We start from the raw sequence: 22,784 nt of genomic DNA, 5'->3' as shown, positions 1-22,784 counted from the left end.
GCGTCTGGCCCGGTCTCGCGCCGGGCTTGTCTCGAGCGATCAACCGGCCTGGGCCGGCACTGGCGACCAGCGCCTCTCGCCAGCCTCGCCGGCGCGGTGGAGTTCCATCTGGAAGGAGTAGCGGTCGGGCCGATAGAGCGCGTGCAGATACTCGACGCCGCTGCCGTCCGGCCCGAGGACGACGCGCGTCAGGGACAGGAGCGGCGAGCCGATCTCGAGGCCGAGCGCCTCGGCGACATCAGGGCCGGCCAGGGTCGCACTGATTGCCTGGCTGGCGCGCTCGACCAATGCGCCCGAGCGCTCGAGCAGCGTCAGCAGCGGCACGGTCGCGAGGTCCGCTTCCGAATAGGTCAGGCCGATGCGCTCGGGCACATGCGTCGTCAGATAGGAGAAGGGCTGGCCGTCGATCAGGCGGACGCGGACCGAGCGCTGGGTGCGCTCGCCCGGGCCAAGCGCGAGCGCCTGGGCTACCGCCTCGGGCGGCTGGACATAGGAGAAGGCGAGCAGGCGCACGCCGGTGCGGCGGCCCATCTCGACCAGATGGGTCAGCATGTTCGAGAAATCCGCGACGATCGGCCGGGGCGCCTCGGGCTCGCGCACGAAGGTGCCGGCGCCGACGCGGCGGTCGATCAGGCCGTCCGTCGCGAGGCTGTCGAGCGCGCGGCGAATGGTGACGCGTGAGACGCCATGCTGCAGCGCCAGGGCCGGCTCGCTCGCCAGGCGGGTGCCGGGCGAAATCTCGCCGCTGGCGATGCGTTCACGCAGCAGCAGATAGATGCGTCGCGCCTTGAGAGGTTCGAGCGAAGCGTCCACGCGGGGCCTTTCGATGACGAATGATCTGACTGTCTATCAGAACAACTACCTGTATAGCGTATAGGACAACTCGCTTGCGTCAAGCGTCGTGTGGTCTCTATGATCAGCTGGGAAAGGGTAGGCCCGATGACAGCCGCAACCATGACCGCCGGAACGCCTGGGAGCGGAAGCAAGTCCGGGGCCGGACCGCGCACGCTGTTCGACAAGCTCTGGGACGCACATGTCGTCGTCGAGCGGCCGTCAGGCGATGCGCTGATCTGGATCGACCGGCATTTCGTGCATGAGGGTTCGTTTCACGCCTTTGCGCAAGTCGCGGGCCGCGATGGGATCGTCGTCGAGCCCGGTCTGACCTTCGGCATCGCCGACCATTACGTGCCGACGCGTGGCCGCGACCACATCGCCAACTCCGAGATCGCCCGGATGATCGACGATCTGGCGGCGAATACAGCGCGCCATGGCGTTGAGCTCTTCGGGCTGAACGATCCGCGCCAGGGCATCGTCCATGTCGTCGGGCCCGAGCAAGGGCTGACCTTGCCGGGGCTGACCATGGTCTGCGGCGACAGTCATACCTCGACCCATGGCGCCTTCGGGGCCTATGCCTTCGGCATCGGCGCCTCGGAGGTCGCGCATGTGCTGATGACGCAGACGCTCTGGCAGAAGAAGCCCAGGCGCATGCGCATCAGCATCGACGGCACGCCCGCTCCGGGCGTGGGGGCGAAGGACTTCATCCTCAGCATCATCGCGAAGATCGGCGCGGACGGGGCGCGGGGCTATGCCATCGAATATGGCGGCGAGGCGGTGCGGGCGCTCTCGATGGCGGGCCGCATGACCATGTGCAACATGTCGATCGAGGCGGGCGCACGCTGCGGGCTGATCGCGCCCGACGAGACGACCTTCCGCTGGATCGCCGGCAGGCCCTATGCGCCCAAGGGAGCGGCGCTGGAGGCAGCCATCGCCGCGTGGCGTCAACTGCCGAGCGATGCGGGTGCCGTCTTCGATCGCGAGATCACGATCGATGCGGGTGCGATCGCACCCATCGTCACCTGGGGGACGAGCCCGGAGGATGCGCTTCCGATTGGCGCCAGCGTGCCCGATCCGGCCGCGCTCGCCGATGAGGGCCGCGCCGCCGCCATGCGCGATGCGCTCGCCTATATGGGGTTGCGGCCGGGGCAGAAGCTGAGCGAGATCGTGGTCGACCGCGTCTTCATCGGTTCCTGCACCAATGCCCGCATCGAGGATCTGCGCGCGGCGGCAAGCGTGCTTGCGGGCCGCAAGGCGCGCGTGCCGGGGTTGGTCTCGCCGGGCTCGAGCCAGGTGAAGCGGCAGGCCGAGGAGGAGGGGCTCGACCGCATCTTCATCGCGGCCGGGCTCGAATGGGTCGAATCCGGCTGCTCGATGTGCGTCGGCATGAACGGCGACAGCGTGTCCTCCGGCGAGCGTTGCGCCTCGACGACGAACCGCAATTTCCGCGGCCGGCAAGGGCCGGGCGCCCGTACCCATCTGATGTCGCCGGCCATGGTCGCCGCTGCGGCGGTGACCGGGCATCTCACCGATGTCCGGCCGATGCTGGAGGGGCGGTCGTGAAGCCGTTGACCCATGTCGCCGGGCCTGCTTGCCCGCTCGGCCTCGCCGGCGTCGATACCGACCAATTGATCCCGGCCCGCTTCATGAAGCGCCCGCGTTCGGAGGGCTATGGCGGCTTTCTGCTGCATGATCTGCGCCGCGACGATGCCGGGGTCGAGAAGCCCGATTTTCCGCTGAACCGTCCGGTTTGGCGCGGGGCTGAGATCATGGTGGCGCGGCGTAATTTCGGCTCGGGCTCGTCGCGAGAGGCGGCGGTCTATGCGCTGGCCGATCATGGCGTCCGCGTCGTGCTGGCGCCGACCTTCGGCGACATCTTCGCGTCCAACGCGGTCAAGAACGGGCTTTTGCCGGCGGTGCTCGACGAGGCCGACATCGAGGATCTGCTGGCGGCCCTGACCGCGACGCCGGATCTGCCGGTCAGCGTCGATCTGGCGGAGCAGACGGTTGCCTGGGGCAATCGCGCGGTCACGTTCGCGATTGACCCGGTCTGGCGCGAGCAGTTGCTCAATGGCTGGGACGATATCGACGTGACGCGGTCTTGTGCCGGCGAGATCGCGCGGTTCCGTGCGGCTGACGACGACCGCAGGCCGTGGGCGCGGCCGGCTGGAGCCTGACGCGAGTTTGCCTGCCCCAATCAGGCCGCCGAAAGTGTACGTTCTCTCAAGACGGCGACGGGCGGAAAGCTCACGCAGTCAGCGGTGTCGAAAACGACCTCGAACGGGGAGATCGGGCGGCTGACAAATGCGAGTGCCTCATCCCGGAGTTCGGTTTTCACCTGGGTGGCAAGCGTGCAATGCGGCACCCAGGCATCCGGCCGTTAGTGCGGCCGGCACAGAGTTGAAATGATTCGCTGCGGTTCGATATTGTCATAGATCGCCAAGGTGATATGCGGCGGATAGGACAGGCTGCGCATCGAAGGCGGGTCCTCGAAACGCGCTGCCTGTTCCCACGAAGCCTCTATCCTGGCCGCTGTGTCATTTGCGGCTTTGACACTGATCGCGATCGGCATCAGGCCCTGACTTCATCGAAATTGAGCCAGCATCCTAGCCGACCGCGCCATCAGAACAACGCGGTAGGCGCGAATTGCGCGACGGCCATCAGGGCGACGCCGAGCAGTCCAAGTCCCACTCCGGTAAAGGCCAGCAGGGTGAGGCCGGTGATGATCGCCGCCGACGAGACGACGATGGCGATCTGGAACAGCCCCGAGACCACGTCGTATTTGTCGTCGCGGGCCGAGGAGATGTCGCGCTGGGCTTCTGCCGCCTTGGCGCGCGCCATGAGCTCCTTGCGGCCGTCATTGGTTTCGGGCTCGGATTCATAGCGGGCGACGGTCGCCTTCCAGGATTCGATGCGCTTGCCCATGCGGTCGCGCGCGGCGGGGTCGGTGACCCCGGCCAGCTCGACCTCCATCGCCTCGGCAGCCGTGCGCAAGGTCGTGCCCCGGATCGTCTTGGCCTGGAAGAAGGCCCAGAGATTGGACGCCTCGACATTCTTCGCGAGCGCGTCCTGTTCGGCGTTCTTGCCGCCGATCTCGGAGAAGGCGAGCAGCAGGGCGAGAATGGCGATCAGCAAGCCGATGCGCTTGTTGCCGCTGTCGGTGAAGTCGGGCGCTGCTGACATGGACTGATTCTCTCCCCTAGAAATTGCAGGGCGGGAATGACCGTGTTGCATGACGAATTCAAGTCGGGAATTTGCGAGCGTCGCTTGCTCAGCGCCCGGCGCGGGGATGGGCGGCGTCATAGGCCGCCATCAATCGCGTCGAGTCGATGCGAGTGTAGATCTGCGTCGTCGAGAGCGAGGCGTGGCCGAGCAGCTCCTGGATGGCGCGCAGATCGCCGCCGCGACCCAGCAGATGGGTCGCGAAGGAGTGTCGCAGGGAATGCGGCGTCGCCGAGGACGGCAGACCGAGTGCGCCGCGCAAGCCCTCGACCGCAAGCTGGATGATGCGGGGCGAGAGTGGGCCGCCTTTGACGCCGAGGAAGAGCGGACCATCCGGCGGCAAGCGCCAGGGGCAAAGCGCGATATATTCGGCGATGGCCGTCACCACGGCTGGCAGAACAGGGACCATGCGGGTCTTTTGGCCCTTGCCGATCACTGTCAGGGTGTCACCGGCACTCGTCGGCGCCTGGGCGCGGGTCAGCGACAGGGCCTCCGAAATGCGCAGGCCGCAGCCATAGAGCAGCGCCAGCACGGCGGCATCTCGCGCCAGCACCCAGGCCTCGCGCTCCTCGCCGGCGCGGATGTCGACCTGGGTCACGGCCTTGGCGGCGCGGGCGTCGAGCGGGCGCGGCAGCGATTTGCCGATGCGCGGCCCGCGCGTCGCGGCGAAGGCTGCGGCTTTCAGCTTGCCGGTGCGCTCGCCGAAACGGGCGAAGGAGCGCAGGCTCGCGAGCTGGCGCATCAATGTGCGGTTGCCGACATTCTCGCGCCGACGCTGGCCGAGGAAGGCGCGCAGGTCGAAGGGTTTCAGCGCCGCGATATCGGCCAGCGAGGCCGGACCGCCGAGATGGCCTTCCAGAAAGGCGGAGAACTGGCCGAGATCGCGGCCATAGGCTTCGAGCGTCTTGGGCGAGAGCCGGCGCTCATTTGCCAGATGGGCGAGCCAATCGCGGCGCAGGGTGTCGAAATCGGTCAAGGCTCGGGACTCCCGTCATGGTCGGGCTTGTCCCGACCATCCACGTCTTTGAACCGCGCCTTTTCCGTCGAGGGAGGCAAGACGTGGATGCTCGCCACAAGGGCGAGCATGACGCAGTGGTTCGGCTGAGCATGACGCCCCTGCCTTAACAGGTCGCGAATCGATGCTAGACACGCGGCCATGAATGATGAGCCAGAGAGTGGGGAAGGCGGCGGCACGGTCGACGTGCTGATCCCGCTCGGGCTCGACCAGGCCTATAGCTATGCGGTGCCGAACGGGCTCGTGCTCAAGCCCGGCGATGTCGTGCATGTCCCACTCGGCCCGCGCGAGACCGTGGGCGTGGTCTGGAGCCAGGGCTCAGGCCGCGGCGGCAATCTCAAGCGGGTGACGGGGCGGGTCGACATGCCGCCGCTCGATCCCGCCCTGATGAAGCTGGTCGACTGGGTCGCCTGGTACACGCTCGCCCCCAAGGGCTCGGTGCTGGCGCTGGTGCTGCGCCGGCAGCCCGACGATACGCCGGAGCGGCCCAAGCTCGGCGTCAGACTTGTCGGCGCGCCGCCCGCCCGCATGACGCCGGCCCGCGCCCGCGCCATCGCCGCCGCCGAGGGCGGTCTGCTGACGGGCAAGTCGGCGCTGGCGGAGGCAGCCTCTGTCAGCATGGCGGTGATCGACTCATTGGTCGATGCCGGCACCTTCAGCGTCGAGGCGCTGCCGCGCGACGCGATCGCGGCGATGCCCGATCCCGATCACGCGCAACCGGTTCTGTCGGAGGGGCAGGCGGCGGCGGCCAAAGAGCTCGTGGCGTCGGTTCAGACTGCTGCTTTCGGCGTGACCCTACTCGAGGGGGTCACCGGCTCGGGCAAGACCGAGGTCTATTTCGAGGCGGTGGCGCAGGCGATCCGGCAGGGCCGCCAGAGCCTGATCCTGATGCCGGAGATCGCGCTGACGGCGCAGTTCATCGACCGTTTTGAGGCGCGCTTCGGGGTCAGGCCCGGGCTTTGGCATTCGGCCGTGACGGGCCGCAAGCGCGAGCGGTTGCAGGCGGCGATCGCGAGCGGCGAGGCCAGGGTGGTGGCAGGTGCGCGTTCAGCCCTGTTCCTGCCCTATCGCGATCTCGGCCTGATCGTCGTCGATGAGGAGCATGAGGCCGCCTATAAGCAAGAAGACGGCGTCAGCTATCATGCCCGCGACATGGCCGTGGTGCGCGGGCGCATCGAGAACGCGCCCGTCATCCTGACCTCGGCGACGCCCTCGCTCGAGACGCGCGTCAATGCCGAGCGCGGGCGCTACACGCATCTCAAGCTGCCCGAGCGCTTCGGCGGACGCGAATTGCCGACGCTGGGGCTGGTCGATCTGCGCCAGGACAAGCCCGAGCGCGGGCGCTGGATCTCGGGTGCTTTGATCAAGGCGATCAGCGACAATCTGGAGGCCAAGGAGCAGTCGCTGCTCTTCCTCAACCGGCGCGGCTATGCCCCGCTGACGCTGTGCCGCGATTGCGGCCACCGCTTCCAATGCCCGAACTGCTCAGCCTGGCTGGTCGACCATCGCTTCCGGCGGGCGCTGGTCTGCCATCATTGTGGCCATGTCGAGCGCCGGCCGCATGAATGCCCGGCCTGCCATGCGGCTGAGAGCCTCTCGGCCTGCGGGCCGGGCGTCGAGCGCTTGGCCGAGGAGGTCGCGACGCTGTTCCCGCAGGCGCGGGGGATCGTGCTGTCCAGCGATTTTCCAGGGGGCACCGAGCGCTTGAAACAGGAGCTGATGGCGGTCGCGTCGGGCGAATTCGACATCGTCATCGGCACGCAGCTCGTCGCCAAGGGCCACAATTTTCCGGGCATGACCCTGGTCGGCGTGGTCGATGCCGATCTCGGCCTGACCTCGGGCGATCCGCGCGCGGCCGAGCGGACCTTCCAGGTGCTGCGGCAGGTGACCGGCCGAGCGGGGCGCGGCGAAAGGCCTGGGCGCGCCCTGCTGCAGACGCATGATCCCGGGCACCCCGTGCTGAAGGCGCTGATCTCGGGCGATCCGGAGCGGTTCTACGCCGCCGAGACGGCGTCACGCGAGGCGGCCGGCCTGCCGCCTTTCGGGCGGCTCGCCGGGCTGATCGTATCGGCGAACACCGCCGCCGAGGCGGAGGGGCATGCACGTGCGCTGGCGCGTTGCGCCGATGCGCCCGACGGTGTCTCGGTGCTGGGGCCGGCGGAGGCGCCGCTCGCGGTGCTGCGCGGGCGCCATCGCGTGCGATTGATCGTCAAGACGACGCGCGAGGTCAATCTGCAGGACTATCTGCGCGCCTGGCTCAAGCGCGGGCCGAAGCCGAAAGGCTCGGTCAGGGTTGCGGTCGATGTCGATCCGCAGAGCTTTTTGTGAGGCGCAACAGCAATGCTCTCGGCTTTTAGAAACGAATGCGACGTGATCTCAGGGCGGCAGCCTCACCGCAACGGCGCGATGTTGAGGATGAGGTCGCCGAAGTTGGGCACACCGCCTGTCACCGTGCGCAGATAGAGCTTGTCGCCGATCTTGAAGAAAACCCAGGCGCGCGAGGAGGCGTCCTCCATCGTCACATAGAGGGTGTTGCCGTAGCGGACCTCCCATTTGCCCCGCGTCGGCTTCTTGCCGCCCGATTCGTAGAAGCCGACATGGAGCGGGCCGGAGATGGTGTAGTCGTGGTTCTTGTGGAGCGAGATCACGGTCTTGTCGCGGAAGGTCAGCCGCCTGCCGCCGACCGTCTCGTCATTCAATTGCATGTAGCGGATCTCCGCTCCACCCTGGGCGAAGGCCGCTGGCGGCGCGAGCAGCCAGGCTGCGGCAAATGCGCCGACCAGGATATGAAGGCCCGTGACGAGCCCGAGACCGATCCTGTTCCGCGCCATCTCGATCTCCGTATCCCGGCTTGTGCCGATGCTTCGGCCGGCAGCGGGCGAGCGGGATCGATCCAGCCCGTGTCGGGGTCCGATGTATTCGATCGTCCGACGAAGTTAGAGCATGGCGTCGAAAAGTGGAAACCGGTTCTCGGTGGGCGGCGGGCTCCAACTCAGCGGCGAGAGCCGATGGATGGTTGATCGCGGGGAGGCGAAAGCCCGCCCGGCGCCATCCCCAGATTGAGACCGAACTGTGGCGTTCTTCGGGTTGCGCACCCCCGGATCGCATGCTAGTGCACCGCCGCATTCTCGGTGTTAAGTGCGCTTGCCAGCGCGCATTTCGCCTGATCGATACATCGCAGCGCCAGGACGATGCACTCCGCCCTCGCAGGGGGTCGCCGGTGTGGTCCTTTGAACGAGAGACGTGACGCGTGGCTGAAGGCGGATCGCAGGATCGAGTACTGGTTTCGGGCGTCGCCGGGCGCTACGCCACGGCGCTCTTCGAGCTGGCGAGCGAGGCCAATGCCATCGACGCCGTTTCCGCCGACCTTTCCAGCTTCAGCGCGATGCTGGCCGAGAGCGCCGATCTGCGCCGGCTGGTCGAGAGCCCGGCCTTCTCGGCCGAGGATCAGGTCGCCGCGATCAAGGCTATCCTCGCCAAGGCAGGCATCTCCGGCATCGCCGGGAACTTCATCGGGCTGGTCGCCAGCAAGCGCCGCCTGTTCACGCTGCCGGGCATGATCCAGGGCTATCGCAACCTCGTCGCCGAGGCCAAGGGCATCGTCAGCGCCGAGGTCACGCTCGCTGAACAGCCCACGGCCAAGCGTGTCGAAGAAATCCGGTCCGCCCTCAAGGGCGTCGCCGGCAAGGATGTCGATGTCGCGATCAAGATCGATCCGACGCTGATCGGCGGGCTCATCGTCAAGATGGATTCCCGCATGGTCGACGCCTCGCTGAAAACCAAACTCAATTCAATTCGTCTTGCCATGAAAGAGGTCGGCTGATGGAAATCCGCCCCGCTGAAATCTCCGCGATCCTGAAGGCCCAGATTTCTAACTTTGGGTCCGAAGCCTCCGTCACCGAGGTCGGCCAGGTTCTCTCCGTCGGCGACGGCATCGCCCGCGTCTACGGCCTCGACAAGGTCCAGGCCGGTGAGATGGTCGAGTTCGAGAGCGGCGTGCGCGGCATGGCGCTCAACCTCGAGAGCGACAATGTCGGCGTCGTGATCTTCGGTTCCGACCGCGAGATCAAGGAAGGCCAGACGGTCAAGCGCACCGGCGCGATCGTGGACGTGCCGGTCGGCAAGGAGCTGCTCGGCCGCGTCGTCGACGCGCTCGGCAACCCGATCGACGGCAAGGGCCCGATCAAGGCCAAGGCCCGCGCCCGCGTCGACGTCAAGGCGCCCGGCATCATCCCGCGCAAGTCGGTGCATGAGCCGATGGCGACCGGCCTCAAGGCGATCGACGCCCTGATCCCGATCGGCCGCGGCCAGCGCGAACTGATCATCGGCGACCGCCAGACCGGCAAGACCGCCGTGGCGCTCGACACGATCCTGAACCAGAAGGCCAACAACGAAGGCACGGATGAGAGCCAGAAGCTCTACTGCGTCTATGTCGCCATCGGCCAGAAGCGCTCCACCGTCGCCCAGTTCGTGAAGGTGCTCGAAGAGCGCGGCGCGCTGGAATATTCGATCGTCGTCGCCGCGACCGCGTCCGACGCTGCCCCGATGCAGTTCCTGGCGCCCTTCGCCGGCTGCGCCATGGGCGAGTATTTCCGCGACAACGGCATGCATGCCGTCATCATCTATGACGATCTGTCGAAGCAGGCCGTCGCCTACCGCCAGATGTCGCTCTTGCTGCGCCGCCCGCCGGGCCGCGAAGCCTATCCCGGCGACGTGTTCTATCTCCACTCCCGCCTGCTCGAGCGCGCCGCCAAGATGGGCGATGCTGCCGGCAATGGTTCGCTGACGGCGCTGCCGGTTATCGAGACGCAGGCCAACGACGTCTCGGCCTATATCCCGACCAATGTGATCTCGATCACCGACGGCCAGATCTTCCTCGAGACCGACCTGTTCTACCAGGGCATCCGCCCGGCCGTGAACGTCGGCCTTTCGGTGTCGCGCGTCGGTTCGGCCGCGCAGACCAAGGCGACCAAGAAGGTTGCCGGCAAGATCAAGGGCGAGCTCGCGCAGTATCGCGAGATGGCCGCCTTCGCGCAGTTCGGTTCCGATCTCGACGCGGTCACCCAGCGCCTGCTCAACCGCGGCGCCCGCCTGACCGAGCTCCTGAAGCAGGCACAGTTTTCGCCGCTGAAGATGGAAGAGCAGACGGTCGTGATCTATGCCGGCGTCAACGGCTATCTCGACCCGCTTCCGGTCAACAAGGTCCGTGCCTTCGAGGACGGGCTGCTGGCGCTGGTGCGCGGCAAGCATGCCGACCTGCTGACTGAGATCGGCAAGACCAAGGATCTTTCGGACGCGAATGCCGCGAAGCTGAAGGATCTCGTCACGGACTACGCCAAGTCGTTCGCCTGAGGCCGCGCGGGGCGCTCAGCGCTCCGCCAATATGAGGATCGTCGATGCCTTCCTTGAAGGATCTACGAAACCGCATCGCCTCAGTGAAGGCGACGCAGAAGATCACCAAGGCCATGCAGATGGTCGCGGCTGCGAAGCTGCGCCGGGCGCAGGCTGCGGCGGAAGCAGCGCGTCCCTATGCCGAGCGCATGGAGACGGTGCTGGCCAATCTGGCCTCGGGCATCTCGGGTTCGAGCGCGCCGAAGCTGATCGCCGGCACGGGCGCCGACAAGGTGCATCTGCTGGTGGTCTGCACGGCCGAGCGCGGATTGTGCGGCGCGTTCAACTCCTCGATCGCGCGTCTGGCGCGCGACAAGGCGAATGCGCTCAAGGCCGAAGGCAAGACGGTCAAGATCATCTGCGTCGGCAAGAAGGGCCATGACGTCCTGAAGCGCCAGTTCGAGAAGGACATCATCGAGCTGATCGACCTGCGCGCCTTCAAGCAGGTCGGCTTCGTCAATGCCGAGGCTATCGCCCAGAACATCCTGGCGCGTTTCGCCGAGGGCGAGTTCGACGTCGCGACGCTGTTCTTCTCGAAGTTCAAATCGGTGATCTCGCAGATCCCGACGGCGCAGCGCATCATTCCCGCTGAAATTCCGGCCGGCACGAAGACGACCGAGGCCGTCTACGACTACGAGCCCGATGAGGCTGAGATCCTGGAGACGCTGTTGCCGCGCAACCTCACGGTGCAGGTGCTGCGCGCGATCCTGGAGAACGCGGCCTCCGAGCAGGGCGCGCGCATGTCGGCGATGGATTCCGCCACGCGCAATGCCGGCGAAATGATCAAGAAGCAGACGCAGCTCTACAACCGCTCGCGTCAGGCGATGATCACCAAGGAACTGATCGAAATCATCTCCGGCGCGGAAGCGCTCTAAACGTCTAGCAATTAGGCTGGCATGCCGGCCACCTGACACGCTGTACCCGAGGTTCGAAACCATGGCCAAAGCCGCTACCAAGAAGACCGTCGCCGCAGAGAAGCCTGCCAACACCGGCACCGGACGCATCGTGCAGGTCATCGGCGCCGTCGTCGACGTGCAGTTCGACGGTGAGTTGCCGGAGATCCTGAACGCGCTCGAGACCGACAATCTCGGCAACCGCCTCGTGCTCGAAGTCGCCCAGCATCTCGGCGAGAACACGGTCCGCACCATCGCGATGGACTCCTCCGAAGGTCTGGTTCGCGGCCAGTCGGTCACGGACACCGGCTCCCCGATCATGGTTCCGGTCGGCGACGAGTGCCTCGGCCGCATCATGAACGTCATCGGCGAGCCGGTCGACGAGGCTGGCCCGATCAAGACCAGCAGCCGGCGCGGCATCCACCAGCCGGCCCCAAGCTATGCCGAGCAGGCGACCGACGCGCAGATCCTCGTCACCGGCATCAAGGTCGTCGACCTCTTGGCGCCTTACGCCAAGGGCGGCAAGATCGGCCTGTTCGGCGGCGCCGGCGTCGGCAAGACCGTGCTGATCATGGAGCTGATCAACAATGTCGCGAAGGCCCATGGCGGCTACTCTGTGTTCGCCGGCGTCGGCGAGCGCACCCGCGAGGGTAACGATCTCTATCACGAGATGATCGAGTCCGGCGTGAACAAGAAGGGCGGCGGCGAGGGCTCGAAGTGCGCGCTCGTCTACGGCCAGATGAACGAGCCCCCGGGTGCGCGCATGCGCGTCGCCCTGTCGGGCCTGACCGTTGCGGAAGATTTCCGCGACAAGGGCCAGGACGTGCTCTTCTTCGTCGATAACATCTTCCGCTTCACGCAGGCGGGCTCGGAAGTGTCGGCGCTGCTCGGCCGCATCCCGTCAGCAGTGGGTTACCAGCCGACTCTCGCGACCGACATGGGCAACCTGCAGGAGCGCATCACCACCACCAATAAGGGCTCGATCACCTCGGTGCAGGCGATCTACGTCCCGGCCGACGACTTGACCGACCCGGCGCCCGCGGCCTCCTTCGCTCACCTTGACGCCACGACCGTGCTGTCGCGTTCGATCGCGGAAAAGGGCATCTATCCGGCGGTCGACCCGCTCGACTCGACCTCGCGCATGCTCTCGGCCGCGATCGTCGGCGAAGAGCATTACGCCATCGCCCGCCAGGTCCAGCAGATCCTCCAGCGCTACAAGGCGCTGCAGGACATCATCGCGATCCTGGGCATGGACGAACTCTCGGAAGAGGACAAGATCTCGGTCGCCCGCGCCCGCAAGATCGAGCGCTTCCTGTCGCAGCCCTTCTTCGTCGCCGAAATTTTCACCGGCTCGCCGGGTAAGCTGGTTGCGCTCGAGGACACGATCAAGGGCTTCAAGGGCCTGGTCGAGGGCAAGTACGACCACCTGCCGGAGGCGGCCTTCTACATGGTCGGCTCGATCGACGAAGCCATCGAGAAGGCGCAGCGCCTGGCCGCCGAAGCGGCGTAAGGGGCGAATGGCGAATAGGGAGTAGCGAATGGAAATCGGCGGAAAGGCTCTGTAGCTGAAAGCTACTCGCCATTCGCCATTCGCCATTCGCGAGGAAAAACATGGCACAGACCTTCAAGTTCGAACTCGTCTCGCCTGAGCGCATCCTGTTCTCGGGCGATGTCGTCAGCGTCATCATCCCGTCCGTCGAGGGTGAAATCACCGTGCTCGCAGGCCATGCGCCGCTGGTTGCCACGCTGAAGGCGGGCATCGTCTTCACCCAGACCGATGGCAGCAACGGCAAGGAATTCTTCGTCAATGGCGGCCTCGTCGAGGTCAACCATGCCGCGACGACGATCCTGGCCGAGCAGGCGAACTTCATCGAGGACGTCGATACCGCCGTTCTCGACAAGGAGATCCTGACCGCTGAGACCAAGCTCGCCGGCACGCATGACGAAGACGAGCGCAAGCGCCTCCACGACGTTCTGGTGCAGCTGCGCGAGTTCAAGCACGTCTTCGAGGGCCGCAAGGCGGCGTAGGCACCAGCCTTTACATCAGAGACTGTCAAAAGGCCGCGCGAGCGGCCTTTTTCATGCGTAGCTGATGAACTCCAGCAGCGAGCCGTCAGGATCGCGGAAATAGACGCTGGTTCCCGGGCCGCCGCGGCCGAAGCGCGGAACCGGGCCGAGCTCGATCGCGACCGTCCGCGTCTCCAGATGCGCGATCGCGTCGGCGATCGGCCCCGCCCAGGTGAAGCAGAGATCGCTGCCGCCAGGCGGCACCGGCAGGCGCGCGACCGGGACCGGGTTCAGGCCCGGTCCATGGCAGTTCAATTGCGCTGCGCCGACGCGATAGACGAAGCCTGCGCCGTTGGGGAGGATCTCGGCTCCGATCACGTCGCGGTAGAAGGCATTCGAGCGCTCCCAGTCGGAGACGTGAATGACGCAATGGTCGAAGCTGATCAGGCTCATCGCAGTCTCCTGGGCAGTCAGGGTGATGTCGAGACACTAGGCGCGGCAAAATGATGGGGCGCGGCGACGTGCGAGAAGGCTTGCACGACACGCTCATAGACCGGGCGCTTGAACGGCACGATGCGCGCCGGCATCTCAGCAAGCGGTATCCAGGCCCACTCGCTGAACTCGGCCGGCTCGTCGCCATTGGGGCGGGTGATGTCGATCTCGCTGTCTTGCCCTTTGAGGCGGAAGGCGACCCAGCGCTGTCGCTGGCCCTTGAAGGCGCAGAGCTTATGCGCCGGGCCGTCATAGGGCGGGAAGTCGTAAGTCCACCAATCCTGCGTCACCGCAAGGACCGTGGCGCTCGTCACGCCTGTTTCCTCAGTGAGCTCGCGGCGCGCTGCCGCGACGATGTCCTCGTCGGGATCGATGCCGCCTTGCGGCATCTGCCAGTCGAAACCAGGCTGCACGATCTCCGGGCCGGCGCTGTGCGAGCGGCCGGCGAAGACGAGGCCGTCGGCATTGAACAGGGCGATGCCGACATTGGAGCGATAAGGGAGGTCCATCCGGCGAGCTTAAGACACCGCGTCGAGGAGTGAAACGGGCCTCCTGGTTCGGCCGGGTGAGCGAGAATCTCAGTCGGCGCGGGCCGAGAGAACACAGGAAAGCAGCCCTGGGAAACGGCGCTCGATGTCCTCCCGACGCAATGCGTTCATCCGTGTCGCGCCCTCGTTACGCGTCCGGATCAGCCCGGCTTCGCGCAGGACGCGGAAATGATGGGAGACGCTGGATTTCGGACGATCGCCTTCGAGCGCCTGGCAGCTCGCTTCGCCTTCGGCTGCCAGTCTGCAGACGATCTCCAGCCGAAACGGATCGCTCAACGCGTGAAAGACGTCCTCGATCGCGATCTCTTCCGAAGCAGGCAGGCGGGCATGTCGCATGATCATGAGCCTATCACAGGGTTTTGATGTTGCCAAATTTCGAAAAATATCGAACTATCGAATAATCAAACCCCCTTAGCGCGGAGCCGCTCAATGCCCGGTCTTTTCGACCCCTTCAGCCTGAAGAACGTCACCCTTCGCAACCGCATCGTGACCTCGCCGATGTGCCAGTATTCGGCGCAGGACGGCGTCGCCAATGAATGGCACCGCGCCCATCTCGCCGGGCTGGCGCGAGGCGGTGCCGGCCTCGTCGTCATCGAAGCCACCGGTGTCTCGCCGGAGGGGCGGATCACGCCTGCCTGTCTTGGGCTGTGGAACGACACGCAGGCCGAAGCGCTGGCGCCGATCGTCGCCGAGATGCGCAAGGCCGGTGCGGTCGCCGGCATCCAGATCGGCCATGCCGGCCGCAAGGCCAGCGCCAACCTTCCCTGGGAAGGCGACGACCATATCCCGGCAGGCGACCCAAGCGGCTGGGAGACGATCGCGCCGTCCGCCGTCGCTCAGGGCGGCGGCCTCGGGCGTGTGCCGCGGGCAATGACGCTGGCTGATATCGAGCGCGTGCGCGGCGATTTCGTCGCGGCGGCGGAGCGGGCCCGCGATATCGGCATCCAGTGGCTGAAGCTGCATTTCGCCCATGGCTATCTGGCGCAGAGCTTCCTGTCGCGCCACGCCAACAAGCGCGACGACGCCTATGGCGGCAGCTTCGAGAACCGCGCCCGCTTCCTGATCGAGACGCTTGTGGCGGTCCGCAAGGTCTGGCCGGAGGATCGCCCGCTCTCGGCCCGGCTCGGCGTGATCGAGTATGACGGGCAGGACGAGGAGACGCTGGTCGAGGCCATTGAACTGGTGAAGCGCCTCAAGGCCGAGGGGCTCGACTTCATCGATGTCAGCATCGGCTTCTCGACCAACGAGGCCAAGATTCCGTGGGGGCCGGCCTTCCTGGCGCCCGTTGCCGAGCGTGTGCGGCGCGAGAGCGGCCTTCCGGCCTCGACGAGCTGGTACATCAGCCAGCCCGAGCAGGCCGATGCGCTGGTGCGCGAGGGCAAGGTCGATCTCGTCACGCTCGGCCGGCCGCTGCTGGCCGACCCGCACTGGCCCTATGCGGCGGCAAAGGCGCTGGGCATCGAGGATGCAGCCTGGAAGACGCTGCCGGCGCCCTACGCCCACTGGCTGTCGCGCTACCGCGCGGCGTGATGCAAGGAAGTGATGCAAGAGGGGCCTATGGCCCCTCCTGTCACTCCCCCATGGCGATCAGGCTGGCATTGCCGCCGGCGGCGGCCGTGTTCACCGTCACGGTCTGCTCGGTGGCAAAGCGCATCAGGTAGTTCGGCCCGCCGGCCTTGGGGCCGGTGCCCGAGAGGCCATGACCGCCGAAGGGTTGCGCGCCGACGACCGCGCCGATGATGTTGCGGTTGACGTAGATGTTGCCGGTCGAGAGGCGGCTGACGACCTCCTCGACGGTGGTTTCGATGCGTGAATGCACGCCCAGCGTCAGGCCGTAGCCGGTCGCCTCGATCGCTTCGATGACCTTGTCGAGCTGACCCGATTTCCAGCGCACGACATGCAGGATTGGGCCGAAATGCTCGCGATCGAGCTCCGCGATGCTGTTCAGCGCGACGACATGGGGGGCGACGAAAGTGCCGCCCAGCGCGGGCGCGTCGCCGGCCCAGACGATGCGGCCGAGCTTGCGCATCGCCTCGACATGGCTATCGAGCCGCTGCTTGGCAGCGGCGTCGATGACCGGGCCGATATGGGTCTCGATCCGGCGCGGATCGCCGAGCTTCAATTCGCCGCCGGCGCCGGTGATCATCTCGACCATCTTGTCGGCGACGTCCTCCTGCACCACGAGCAGGCGCAGGGCCGAGCAGCGCTGGCCGGCAGAACGGAAGGCCGACATCACGACGTCGTCGGCAACCTGCTCGGCCAGTGCCGTCGCATCGACGATCATGGCGTTGAGCCCACCGGTCTCGGCGATGAGCGGGACGATCGGCCCGTCCTTGGCGGCAAGCGCGCGGTTGATGGCGCGGGCGGTGGCGGTCGAGCCGGTGAAGGCGACACCGGCCACCGCGGGATGCGCGACCAGCGCCGCGCCGAGCGCGCCGTCGCCAGGGGTCAGGTGCAAAGCCGAAACAGGCACGCCGGCCTCGTGCAGCAGGCGCACGGTCACAGTGGCGATCAGGGGTGTCTGCGGGGCGGGCTTGGCGACGACGCTGTTGCCGGCGACGAGCGCGGCGGCGACTTGCCCGGCGAAGATGGCGAGCGGGAAGTTCCACGGCGCGATGCACAGGAACGGGCCGCGCCCGCGCAGGATCAGGCGGTTCTCCTCGCCGGTCGGGCCGGGGAGGGCGGTCGGCATGGCGAATTTGGCCTCGGCCTCGGCGGCATAATAGCGGCAGAAATCGACCGCCTCGCGAACCTCGGAGATGGCGTCGTCCAGCGTCTTGCCGGCCTCGGCCTGGAGCAAGGCGAGCAGCAGGCCGCGCTTTGCCTCCATCAGGTCGGCGGCCTTGCGCAAAGCTGCGGCGCGTGTGCGGGCGGGCGTGCGGTTCCAGTCATCGAAGCCGGCCTTGGCGGCGAGCATGGCGCGGCCGGCCAAGGCGGCGTCGGCTTCCGCGACGGTGCCGATTGCCTTGCCGTCAATGGGGGAGAGAACCGGGCGGGGTGTACCGCCCACAGCCTTGCCGTCGATGATCGGGCTGGCGTCCGGGAAGGGCTTGGCGGTGGCTGCCGCGATCTCGGCGAGCAGGGCGTCCAGGCTCTCGGCATGGCCGAGCTCCACGCCGGCCGAGTTCTTCCGCGACGGGCCGTAGAGGTCGGCCGGCAATGGGATGCGGCGATGCCGGGCGGCGCCCGCATTGCCGATCAGGTCGGCGGGCGGCACCAGCAATTGCGCGACAGGCACGTCAGGGTCGCCGGAGACGCTGACGAAGGAGGAGTTGGCGCCGTTCTCGAGCAGGCGGCGCACGAGATAAGCGAGCAGATCCTGATGGCCGCCGACCGGGGCGTAGGTGCGGCAGGCATAGCCCGCCTTGTCCGCCAGCAGCTTCTCATAAAGCGCCTCGCCCATGCCGTGCAGGCGCTGGAACTCAAAATTCTCGGCGTCACCTGCCATCTCGGCGACGCTCGCGACCGTCAGCGCGTTATGCGTCGCGAATTGCGGGATGATGCGCGGCCGCAGGCGCAGCAACTGCGCGGCGCAGGCTTCGTAATTCAGGTCGGTCATCGCCTTGCGGGTGAAGACGGGATAGTCGGCGAGACCGCGCTCCTGGGCGCGCTTCAACTCGGTGTCCCAATAGGCGCCCTTGACGAGGCGCACCATCATGCGACGGCCATGGGCCTCGGCCAGCGCCGCGATATGGTCGATCACGGCCGAGGCACGCTTCTGATAGGCCTGGATGGCGAGGCCGAAGCCGTCCCAGCCGGCGAGCGAGGCATCGGCCACCACGGCGTCGATGACGTCGAGCGAGAGTTCGAGCCGGTCGGCCTCCTCGGCATCGATGGTGAAGTTGAGATCGTAGGATTTGGCCTGCTGCGCGAGCTTGATCACCTTGGGCGTCAGCTCGGCCAGCACGCGCTCGTGATTGGTCGCGTCATAGCGCGGATGCAGCGCCGAGAGCTTGACCGAGATGCCCGGCCGGTTCGGCAGCGGCTCATTGCCGGCGGAGCGGCCGATGGCGTCGATCGCGGCGCTGTAGGAGGCGAGGTAACGGTCGGCGTCGGCTTGCGTGCGTGCGCCTTCGCCCAGCATGTCGAAGGAATAGCGATAGAGCTTGCCGGTCTTGGAACCGGCGCGCTTCAGCGCCTCCTCGATGGTCTGGCCGAGCACGAAATGGTTGCCCATCACACGCATGGCCTGACGCGTCGCGGTGCGCACCGTCGGCACGCCGAGGCGCTTGGCGAGGCTGCCGATAATACCCGTCGGCGTTTCGCCGGGCTGGATGACGCGCGCGGTGATACCGAGCGCCCAGGCCGAAGCCGAGACCAGGAAGGCGTCCGATTTCGACTCGTGATTGGCGAAGTCGCCCTGGCCGAGCTTGTCCTCGATCAGCCGGTCGGCGGTCGCCGCGTCGGGCACACGCAGCAGCGCCTCTGCCAGCACCATCAGGGCCAGCCCCTCCTTGGTCGAAAGCGAATATTCGCGCAGCAACTCCTCGATGCCGCCCAATCCGACCTTGCGGGTGCGGATCGCCTCGATCAGTTCGGTGGCGCGAGCGTCGATGCGTGCCTTGGCGGCAGGCTCGCGCCGGGCCCCAGTCAGCAGCGTCGCGGCGGTCGCGCCATCGTCTTCCGCATAGGGAACGCGGAAAGCGGACAGGGCTGGCGCTTCGACGAAACGCGGGGCGGCGGTGGCCATGAAACGGCTCCAGATGAGCGAGGCGGGATGATCTGAAGGATCGGGCCTCTTGGGCCGCATATCAATTGGCTATTTTCCGGTATTATCCGTATTAATATTGGCTCATAGCTTCTGTTATAGAGAATAATCCCGTGCTGGATCGCACCGACCGTCGTATCCTCTCCCTCCTGCAATCCGATGGCCGCATTGCCGGCGTCGAGCTGGCCGAAAAGGTCGGCCTCTCGCCGACGGCGGTGGGCGAACGGCTCAAGCGCCTGTCGCGCGAGGGCTACATCACCGGTTATCGCGCGACGCTCGATCCGCTGAAGCTCGGGCTCAACCTGCTGGTCTTCGTCGAGGTCTATCTCGACAAGACGACGCCCGATGCGTTTGAGCGCTTCGCAGCCGCCGTGAAGCGTGCACCCGAGGTGCTGGAGTGCCACATGGTCGCGGGCGGCTTCGACTATCTGGTCAAGACGCGCGTCGCCGACATGAATGCCTATCGCCGCTTTCTCGGCGAGGTTCTGCTGGCGCTGCCGGCGGTACGCGAGACGCGCACCTATGCGGTGATGGAAGAGGTCAAGACCGATGGGGCGCTGCCCTTGTGAGATCATTGCGCCGGCGGCGTACGGATGGCTCTTTATTGGTACAATGTGCCTGCCGAGATGACGCTTAGCGCTTGACCTGCCGCACTGCTCCTCCAGTCTGAAACAATTGCGACCGGCACGGCCCTTGCTGGACGGTCCTGAAATCAAGACTTCAATCTCGCCCCTTCGGAGATCACGATGTTCAAGGTTCTGCACGCTGCCGCCGGATCGCTGCCGCTGCGGCGGTTCGCCCGCCTGGCGGCTGCCGGCGCGCTCGTCACGACAGCCTTCCTTGCCGGGTTGCATGGCGCGAATGCCCAGACGGCGGTGCGCTTCACGCTGGACTGGCGTTTTGAGGGGCCGGCGGCGCTGTTCCTGATGGCGCAGGAGAAGGGTTATTTCAAAGCCGAGGGGCTCGACGTCACGATCGACACCGGCAATGGCTCACGCGAGGCAATCCCGCGCGTGGCGTCCGGCACCTATGATGCTGGGTTTGGCGATGTGAACTCGCTGATCCGTTTCCGCGACGAGAATCCATCGGTCGATCTCAAAGCCGTCATGATGGTCTATGACAGGCCGCCCTTCTCGATCGTCGGCCGCAAGAGCCGCGGCGTCACGGCCGATGTGAAGAGCCTGGAGGGCAAGAAGTTCGGCGCTCCGGCGGCCGACGCCGCCTTCGCGCAATGGCCGATCTTCAAGACCGTCAACAAGCTCGACGACAGCAAGATGCGGCTGGAGAATGTCGGCTTCCCCGTGCGCGAGCCGATGCTGGCCTCGGGCGAGGTCGACGCCGTGTTCGGCTTCGCCAACTCCTCCTATATCAACCTGAAATCGCGCGGCGTGCCGGTCGACGACATCGTCGTCATGCTGATGGCCGATTACGGCGTCGAGCTCTATGGCAATGCCATCATGGTCTCGCCCAAGTTCATGGCCGAGAAGCCGGAAGCCGTGCGCGGTCTGCTGCGGGCCATCACTAGGAGCGTCAAGGAGACGCTCGCCAATCCCGATCTCGGGGCGCAACTGGTGATCAAGCGCAACGACGTCGCCAAGGTCGAGGTCGAGCTCGAGCGTCTCAAGATGACGCTGGAGCAGAATGTGGTGACGCCTTGGGTCAAGGCGAATGGGTTTGGCGGCATCGACAAGGCCCGCTGGGAGCGCGCCGTCGAGCAGATCGGCCTGACTTTCACCTTCAAGGACAAGGCGAAGGCGGGCGATGCCTTCGTGGACAGCTTCCTGCCAGCTTCGGTGGAGCGTGTGTTCTGAGCGCTTTCGTCGAGCTCCACGATGTCACCCATGTCTATGGCGGCGGCGTGGGCGCACCCGCCGTCGAAGGGCTGTCGCTCAGGGTCAGGGAAGGCGAGTTCGCCGCGATCGTGGGACCATCGGGTTGCGGCAAGTCGACGCTGATGAAGCTCGCCACCGGCTTGCAGCGGCCGAAATCCGGCGCGGTGATCGTCGCCGGCAAGGAGGTTGTCGAGCCGATCAAGATCACCGGCATGGCCTTCCAGAACCCGGTGATGCTGCCCTGGCGCACGACGCTGGAGAACCTGCTGCTGCCGCTTGAGATCGTCCAGCCGCACCGCTCTCGTCTGCGCGCCAACAAGGCCGAATACGTCGCTCGCGCCGAGATGCTGCTGGAGACGGTCGGCCTCAAGGGCATGGGCTCCAAATTCCCCTGGCAGCTCTCGGGCGGCATGCAGCAGCGCGCCTCGCTCTGCCGCTCGCTGATCCATGAGCCGAAGCTCTTGATGCTGGACGAGCCGTTCGGGGCGCTCGACGCCTTCACCCGCGAGGAGCTCTGGTGCGTGATCCGCGATCTGCACGCGCAGCGCGGCGTCACGGTGATCCTGGTCACGCATGACCTGCGCGAGGCGGTGTTCCTGGCCGACAGGGTGTTCTGCATGTCGGCGCGGCCGGGCCGGATCATCGCCGAGCGCGAGATCGGCTTTGCCCGCCCGCGCGACCTCGACATCACCTACACGCCGGACTTCGCCGGGATCGTGCAGGAACTGCGCGGCCATATCCGCGAGGCGAGGGCAGCGGCGTGACTGGTCAAGCCATTCCGTCATTGCGAGCGAAGCGAAGCAATCCAGAAGGGCTTGCTCGACGTCCCCCTGGATTGCTTCGCTGCGCTCGCAATGACGGGGAAGCATCTGCATGACCCGCTCGACCTGGCTCAGGCTCGCGCCCTATCTGTTCACGCTGGCCTTCTTCGCGATCTGGGAGATTGCCTGCCGCGTCTTCGCCATCTCGGCTTTCATCCTGCCGCCACCCTCGTCGGTCTGGGCGGCGCTCGTCCAGTACCAGAAGCCGCTCTACACCAACGCCTTCCACACGCTCTGGATGACGTCGCTGGGCTTTGCCCTGTCGATCGTGTTCGGGCTGGCGCTGGGGCTTCTCGTCGGCTCGTCGAAGCTGATCTATGCCGGGCTGAACCCGCTTCTGGTCGGCTTCAACTCGATCCCGAAGGTCGCGGTCGTGCCGATCCTGGTGATCTGGTTCGGCGTCGGCTGGCTGCCGCCGGTGCTGACCGCCTTCGTGATCTCGTTCTTCCCGATCGTGGTCAATGTCGCGACGGGGCTCGCCACGATCGAGCCCGAGACCGAGGATGTGCTGAAGGCGCTCGGCGCGAGCCGGCTCGACATCATGACCAAGGTCGGCATCCCGCGCTCGCTGCCCTATCTGTTCGGGGCGCTGAAGGTCTCGATCACGCTCGCCTATGTCGGCTCGGTGATCGGCGAGCAGAACGCTTCGAATCTCGGCCTCGGCAATCTGATCACGCGCGCCTCGGCCGATTTCAATGTGCCGCTGATCTTCGCCGCGCTGATCGTGCTCGCGGTGCTCGGCGTGTTCCTGGTCGCTATCGTCGATGTGGTCGAGAGCCGCATGACCGGCTGGGCCAAGCGCTCGCAGATGGGCAATGGCTGAGCGGTTGCTGACCGACCCCTCGTTATTGCGAGCACCCGGGTCTTGCCTTCGGCAAGCCCGAGTACAGGCTCCGCGAAGCAATCCAGGGGGCATCGAGCGGGTGGCCTGGATTTGCTTCGCTGCGCTCGCATTGACGGTTAGGTGACAGGCGCGATCGTGCTGCCTATCGTGCCGCGCTTTTTCAACTGGACCTCCAAT

22 protein-coding genes are annotated in these 22,784 nt (G+C 66.4%); 13 read left to right on the top strand and 9 right to left on the bottom strand.

What is annotated here, in order from left to right; genetic code table 11:
• Nucleotides 1-39: 39 nt before the first annotated feature.
• The gene (locus tag BHK69_RS28855; RefSeq protein ID WP_069693115.1) at nucleotides 40-813 is read right to left on the bottom strand and encodes a GntR family transcriptional regulator; all 774 of its coding nucleotides are present in this window, start codon (nucleotides 811-813) and stop codon (nucleotides 40-42) included.
• Nucleotides 814-939: 126 nt separating this feature from the next.
• Here BHK69_RS28855 and leuC point away from each other — a divergent pair, with 126 nt between their 5' ends.
• Nucleotides 940-2,397, top strand: coding sequence for a 3-isopropylmalate dehydratase large subunit (gene leuC / locus BHK69_RS28850; protein ID WP_244548353.1), 1,458 nt, complete (start codon nucleotides 940-942; stop codon nucleotides 2,395-2,397).
• Entirely contained in the window at nucleotides 2,394-3,011 is a 618-nt protein-coding gene (gene leuD / locus BHK69_RS28845) for a 3-isopropylmalate dehydratase small subunit (protein WP_069693114.1), read from the top strand. The genes leuC and leuD overlap by 4 nt, the downstream gene beginning before the upstream one ends.
• A gap of 203 nt (nucleotides 3,012-3,214) precedes the next feature.
• Here leuD and BHK69_RS33300 read toward each other — a convergent pair whose 3' ends face one another.
• The 3 genes from BHK69_RS33300 to BHK69_RS28830 all read right to left on the bottom strand — a co-directional run bounded on the left by BHK69_RS33300 (nucleotide 3,215) and on the right by BHK69_RS28830 (nucleotide 5,032).
• Nucleotides 3,215-3,406, bottom strand: coding sequence for a hypothetical protein (locus tag BHK69_RS33300; RefSeq protein WP_069693113.1), 192 nt, complete (start codon nucleotides 3,404-3,406; stop codon nucleotides 3,215-3,217).
• Between the two features lie 50 nt (nucleotides 3,407-3,456).
• On the bottom strand, nucleotides 3,457-4,017 hold the full coding sequence (locus tag BHK69_RS28835) for a DUF4337 domain-containing protein (RefSeq protein ID WP_069693112.1): 561 nt from the start codon (nucleotides 4,015-4,017) through the stop codon (nucleotides 3,457-3,459).
• Between the two features lie 88 nt (nucleotides 4,018-4,105).
• Nucleotides 4,106-5,032 carry a tyrosine recombinase XerC gene (locus tag BHK69_RS28830; protein WP_069693111.1) on the bottom strand — a complete coding sequence of 309 codons (927 nt, stop codon included), beginning with the start codon at nucleotides 5,030-5,032 and terminating at the stop codon, nucleotides 4,106-4,108.
• A 180-nt stretch (nucleotides 5,033-5,212) separates the two neighbouring features.
• Between BHK69_RS28830 and BHK69_RS28825 the strand changes: the two genes are divergently transcribed.
• Nucleotides 5,213-7,399 (top strand): primosomal protein N', encoded by a 2,187-nt coding sequence (locus tag BHK69_RS28825; protein ID WP_069693110.1) that lies wholly within the window; start codon nucleotides 5,213-5,215, stop codon nucleotides 7,397-7,399.
• Nucleotides 7,400-7,461: 62 nt separating this feature from the next.
• Here BHK69_RS28825 and BHK69_RS28820 read toward each other — a convergent pair whose 3' ends face one another.
• Complete coding sequence (locus BHK69_RS28820) at nucleotides 7,462-7,902, bottom strand: hypothetical protein (RefSeq protein ID WP_069693109.1); 441 nt, start codon at nucleotides 7,900-7,902, stop codon at nucleotides 7,462-7,464.
• Between the two features lie 419 nt (nucleotides 7,903-8,321).
• Here BHK69_RS28820 and BHK69_RS28815 point away from each other — a divergent pair, with 419 nt between their 5' ends.
• The 5 genes from BHK69_RS28815 to BHK69_RS28795 all read left to right on the top strand — a co-directional run bounded on the left by BHK69_RS28815 (nucleotide 8,322) and on the right by BHK69_RS28795 (nucleotide 13,383).
• Nucleotides 8,322-8,894, top strand: a complete 573-nt coding sequence (locus tag BHK69_RS28815; RefSeq protein WP_069693108.1) for a F0F1 ATP synthase subunit delta — start codon at nucleotides 8,322-8,324, stop codon at nucleotides 8,892-8,894.
• A complete protein-coding gene (gene atpA, locus BHK69_RS28810; protein WP_069693107.1) occupies nucleotides 8,894-10,423 on the top strand; it encodes a F0F1 ATP synthase subunit alpha in 1,530 nt (509 codons plus the stop codon). Before BHK69_RS28815 ends, atpA begins: the two co-directional genes overlap by 1 nt.
• A gap of 44 nt (nucleotides 10,424-10,467) precedes the next feature.
• The gene (locus BHK69_RS28805; protein ID WP_069693106.1) at nucleotides 10,468-11,337 is read left to right on the top strand and encodes a F0F1 ATP synthase subunit gamma; all 870 of its coding nucleotides are present in this window, start codon (nucleotides 10,468-10,470) and stop codon (nucleotides 11,335-11,337) included.
• A 61-nt stretch (nucleotides 11,338-11,398) separates the two neighbouring features.
• Complete coding sequence (gene atpD, locus BHK69_RS28800; protein ID WP_069693105.1) at nucleotides 11,399-12,865, top strand: F0F1 ATP synthase subunit beta; 1,467 nt, start codon at nucleotides 11,399-11,401, stop codon at nucleotides 12,863-12,865.
• Between the two features lie 101 nt (nucleotides 12,866-12,966).
• On the top strand, nucleotides 12,967-13,383 hold the full coding sequence (locus BHK69_RS28795; protein WP_069693104.1) for a F0F1 ATP synthase subunit epsilon: 417 nt from the start codon (nucleotides 12,967-12,969) through the stop codon (nucleotides 13,381-13,383).
• Nucleotides 13,384-13,434: 51 nt separating this feature from the next.
• On the opposite strand, the gene BHK69_RS28790 is transcribed toward BHK69_RS28795, so the two are convergent.
• The 3 genes from BHK69_RS28790 to BHK69_RS28780 form a co-directional block, all read right to left on the bottom strand.
• Nucleotides 13,435-13,815, bottom strand: a complete 381-nt coding sequence (locus BHK69_RS28790; protein ID WP_069693103.1) for a VOC family protein — start codon at nucleotides 13,813-13,815, stop codon at nucleotides 13,435-13,437.
• A 17-nt stretch (nucleotides 13,816-13,832) separates the two neighbouring features.
• Entirely contained in the window at nucleotides 13,833-14,363 is a 531-nt protein-coding gene (locus BHK69_RS28785) for an RNA pyrophosphohydrolase (protein ID WP_069693102.1), read from the bottom strand.
• 69 nt (nucleotides 14,364-14,432) lie between these two features.
• A complete protein-coding gene (locus BHK69_RS28780) occupies nucleotides 14,433-14,744 on the bottom strand; it encodes an ArsR/SmtB family transcription factor (RefSeq protein ID WP_244548352.1) in 312 nt (103 codons plus the stop codon).
• Between the two features lie 87 nt (nucleotides 14,745-14,831).
• Between BHK69_RS28780 and BHK69_RS28775 the strand changes: the two genes are divergently transcribed.
• Nucleotides 14,832-15,932 (top strand): NADH:flavin oxidoreductase/NADH oxidase, encoded by a 1,101-nt coding sequence (locus BHK69_RS28775; RefSeq protein WP_069693101.1) that lies wholly within the window; start codon nucleotides 14,832-14,834, stop codon nucleotides 15,930-15,932.
• Between the two features lie 40 nt (nucleotides 15,933-15,972).
• Here the strand turns inward: BHK69_RS28775 and putA are convergent, their stop codons facing one another.
• Entirely contained in the window at nucleotides 15,973-19,092 is a 3,120-nt protein-coding gene (putA, locus tag BHK69_RS28770; RefSeq protein WP_069694045.1) for a bifunctional proline dehydrogenase/L-glutamate gamma-semialdehyde dehydrogenase PutA, read from the bottom strand.
• A gap of 131 nt (nucleotides 19,093-19,223) precedes the next feature.
• On the opposite strand from putA, the gene BHK69_RS28765 reads away from it, so the two are divergent.
• The 4 genes from BHK69_RS28765 (at nucleotide 19,224) to BHK69_RS28750 (ending at nucleotide 22,586) form a co-directional block, all read left to right on the top strand.
• Nucleotides 19,224-19,679, top strand: coding sequence for an Lrp/AsnC ligand binding domain-containing protein (locus tag BHK69_RS28765; protein WP_069693100.1), 456 nt, complete (start codon nucleotides 19,224-19,226; stop codon nucleotides 19,677-19,679).
• A 177-nt stretch (nucleotides 19,680-19,856) separates the two neighbouring features.
• Nucleotides 19,857-20,921, top strand: coding sequence for an ABC transporter substrate-binding protein (locus BHK69_RS28760; protein WP_069693099.1), 1,065 nt, complete (start codon nucleotides 19,857-19,859; stop codon nucleotides 20,919-20,921).
• A complete protein-coding gene (locus BHK69_RS28755; protein ID WP_069694044.1) occupies nucleotides 20,918-21,706 on the top strand; it encodes an ABC transporter ATP-binding protein in 789 nt (262 codons plus the stop codon). Before BHK69_RS28760 ends, BHK69_RS28755 begins: the two co-directional genes overlap by 4 nt.
• 109 nt (nucleotides 21,707-21,815) lie before the next feature.
• On the top strand, nucleotides 21,816-22,586 hold the full coding sequence (locus tag BHK69_RS28750) for an ABC transporter permease (RefSeq protein ID WP_069693098.1): 771 nt from the start codon (nucleotides 21,816-21,818) through the stop codon (nucleotides 22,584-22,586).
• The last annotated feature ends 198 nt before the right edge of the window (nucleotides 22,587-22,784 follow it).

It is taken from the genome of Bosea vaviloviae, from assembly GCF_001741865.1.
GTDB lineage: Bacteria > Pseudomonadota > Alphaproteobacteria > Rhizobiales > Beijerinckiaceae > Allobosea > Allobosea vaviloviae.
Note: the sequence above shows the minus strand (reverse complement) of the source record. Positions and strands in the feature narration are given on the sequence as shown.

Excerpts from the sequence above, each read along its gene's own strand:
- atpA (WP_069693107.1), top strand. The coding sequence starts at position 8,894 with ATGGAAATCCGCCCCGCTGAAATCTCCGCGATCCTGAAGGCCCAGATT.
- BHK69_RS28775 (WP_069693101.1), top strand. The coding sequence starts at position 14,832 with ATGCCCGGTCTTTTCGACCCCTTCAGCCTGAAGAACGTCACCCTTCGC.
- BHK69_RS28785 (WP_069693102.1), bottom strand. The coding sequence starts at position 14,363 with ATGGACCTCCCTTATCGCTCCAATGTCGGCATCGCCCTGTTCAATGCC.
- BHK69_RS28790 (WP_069693103.1), bottom strand. The coding sequence starts at position 13,815 with ATGAGCCTGATCAGCTTCGACCATTGCGTCATTCACGTCTCCGACTGG.
- BHK69_RS28805 (WP_069693106.1), top strand. The coding sequence starts at position 10,468 with ATGCCTTCCTTGAAGGATCTACGAAACCGCATCGCCTCAGTGAAGGCG.
- BHK69_RS28825 (WP_069693110.1), top strand. The coding sequence starts at position 5,213 with ATGAATGATGAGCCAGAGAGTGGGGAAGGCGGCGGCACGGTCGACGTG.
- BHK69_RS33300 (WP_069693113.1), bottom strand. The coding sequence starts at position 3,406 with ATGCCGATCGCGATCAGTGTCAAAGCCGCAAATGACACAGCGGCCAGG.
- putA (WP_069694045.1), bottom strand. The coding sequence starts at position 19,092 with ATGGCCACCGCCGCCCCGCGTTTCGTCGAAGCGCCAGCCCTGTCCGCT.
- BHK69_RS28780 (WP_244548352.1), bottom strand. The coding sequence starts at position 14,744 with ATGATCATGCGACATGCCCGCCTGCCTGCTTCGGAAGAGATCGCGATC.
- atpD (WP_069693105.1), top strand. The coding sequence starts at position 11,399 with ATGGCCAAAGCCGCTACCAAGAAGACCGTCGCCGCAGAGAAGCCTGCC.
- BHK69_RS28795 (WP_069693104.1), top strand. The coding sequence starts at position 12,967 with ATGGCACAGACCTTCAAGTTCGAACTCGTCTCGCCTGAGCGCATCCTG.
- leuC (WP_244548353.1), top strand. The coding sequence starts at position 940 with ATGACAGCCGCAACCATGACCGCCGGAACGCCTGGGAGCGGAAGCAAG.
- BHK69_RS28820 (WP_069693109.1), bottom strand. The coding sequence starts at position 7,902 with ATGGCGCGGAACAGGATCGGTCTCGGGCTCGTCACGGGCCTTCATATC.
- BHK69_RS28760 (WP_069693099.1), top strand. The coding sequence starts at position 19,857 with ATGTTCAAGGTTCTGCACGCTGCCGCCGGATCGCTGCCGCTGCGGCGG.
- BHK69_RS28750 (WP_069693098.1), top strand. The coding sequence starts at position 21,816 with ATGACCCGCTCGACCTGGCTCAGGCTCGCGCCCTATCTGTTCACGCTG.
- BHK69_RS28835 (WP_069693112.1), bottom strand. The coding sequence starts at position 4,017 with ATGTCAGCAGCGCCCGACTTCACCGACAGCGGCAACAAGCGCATCGGC.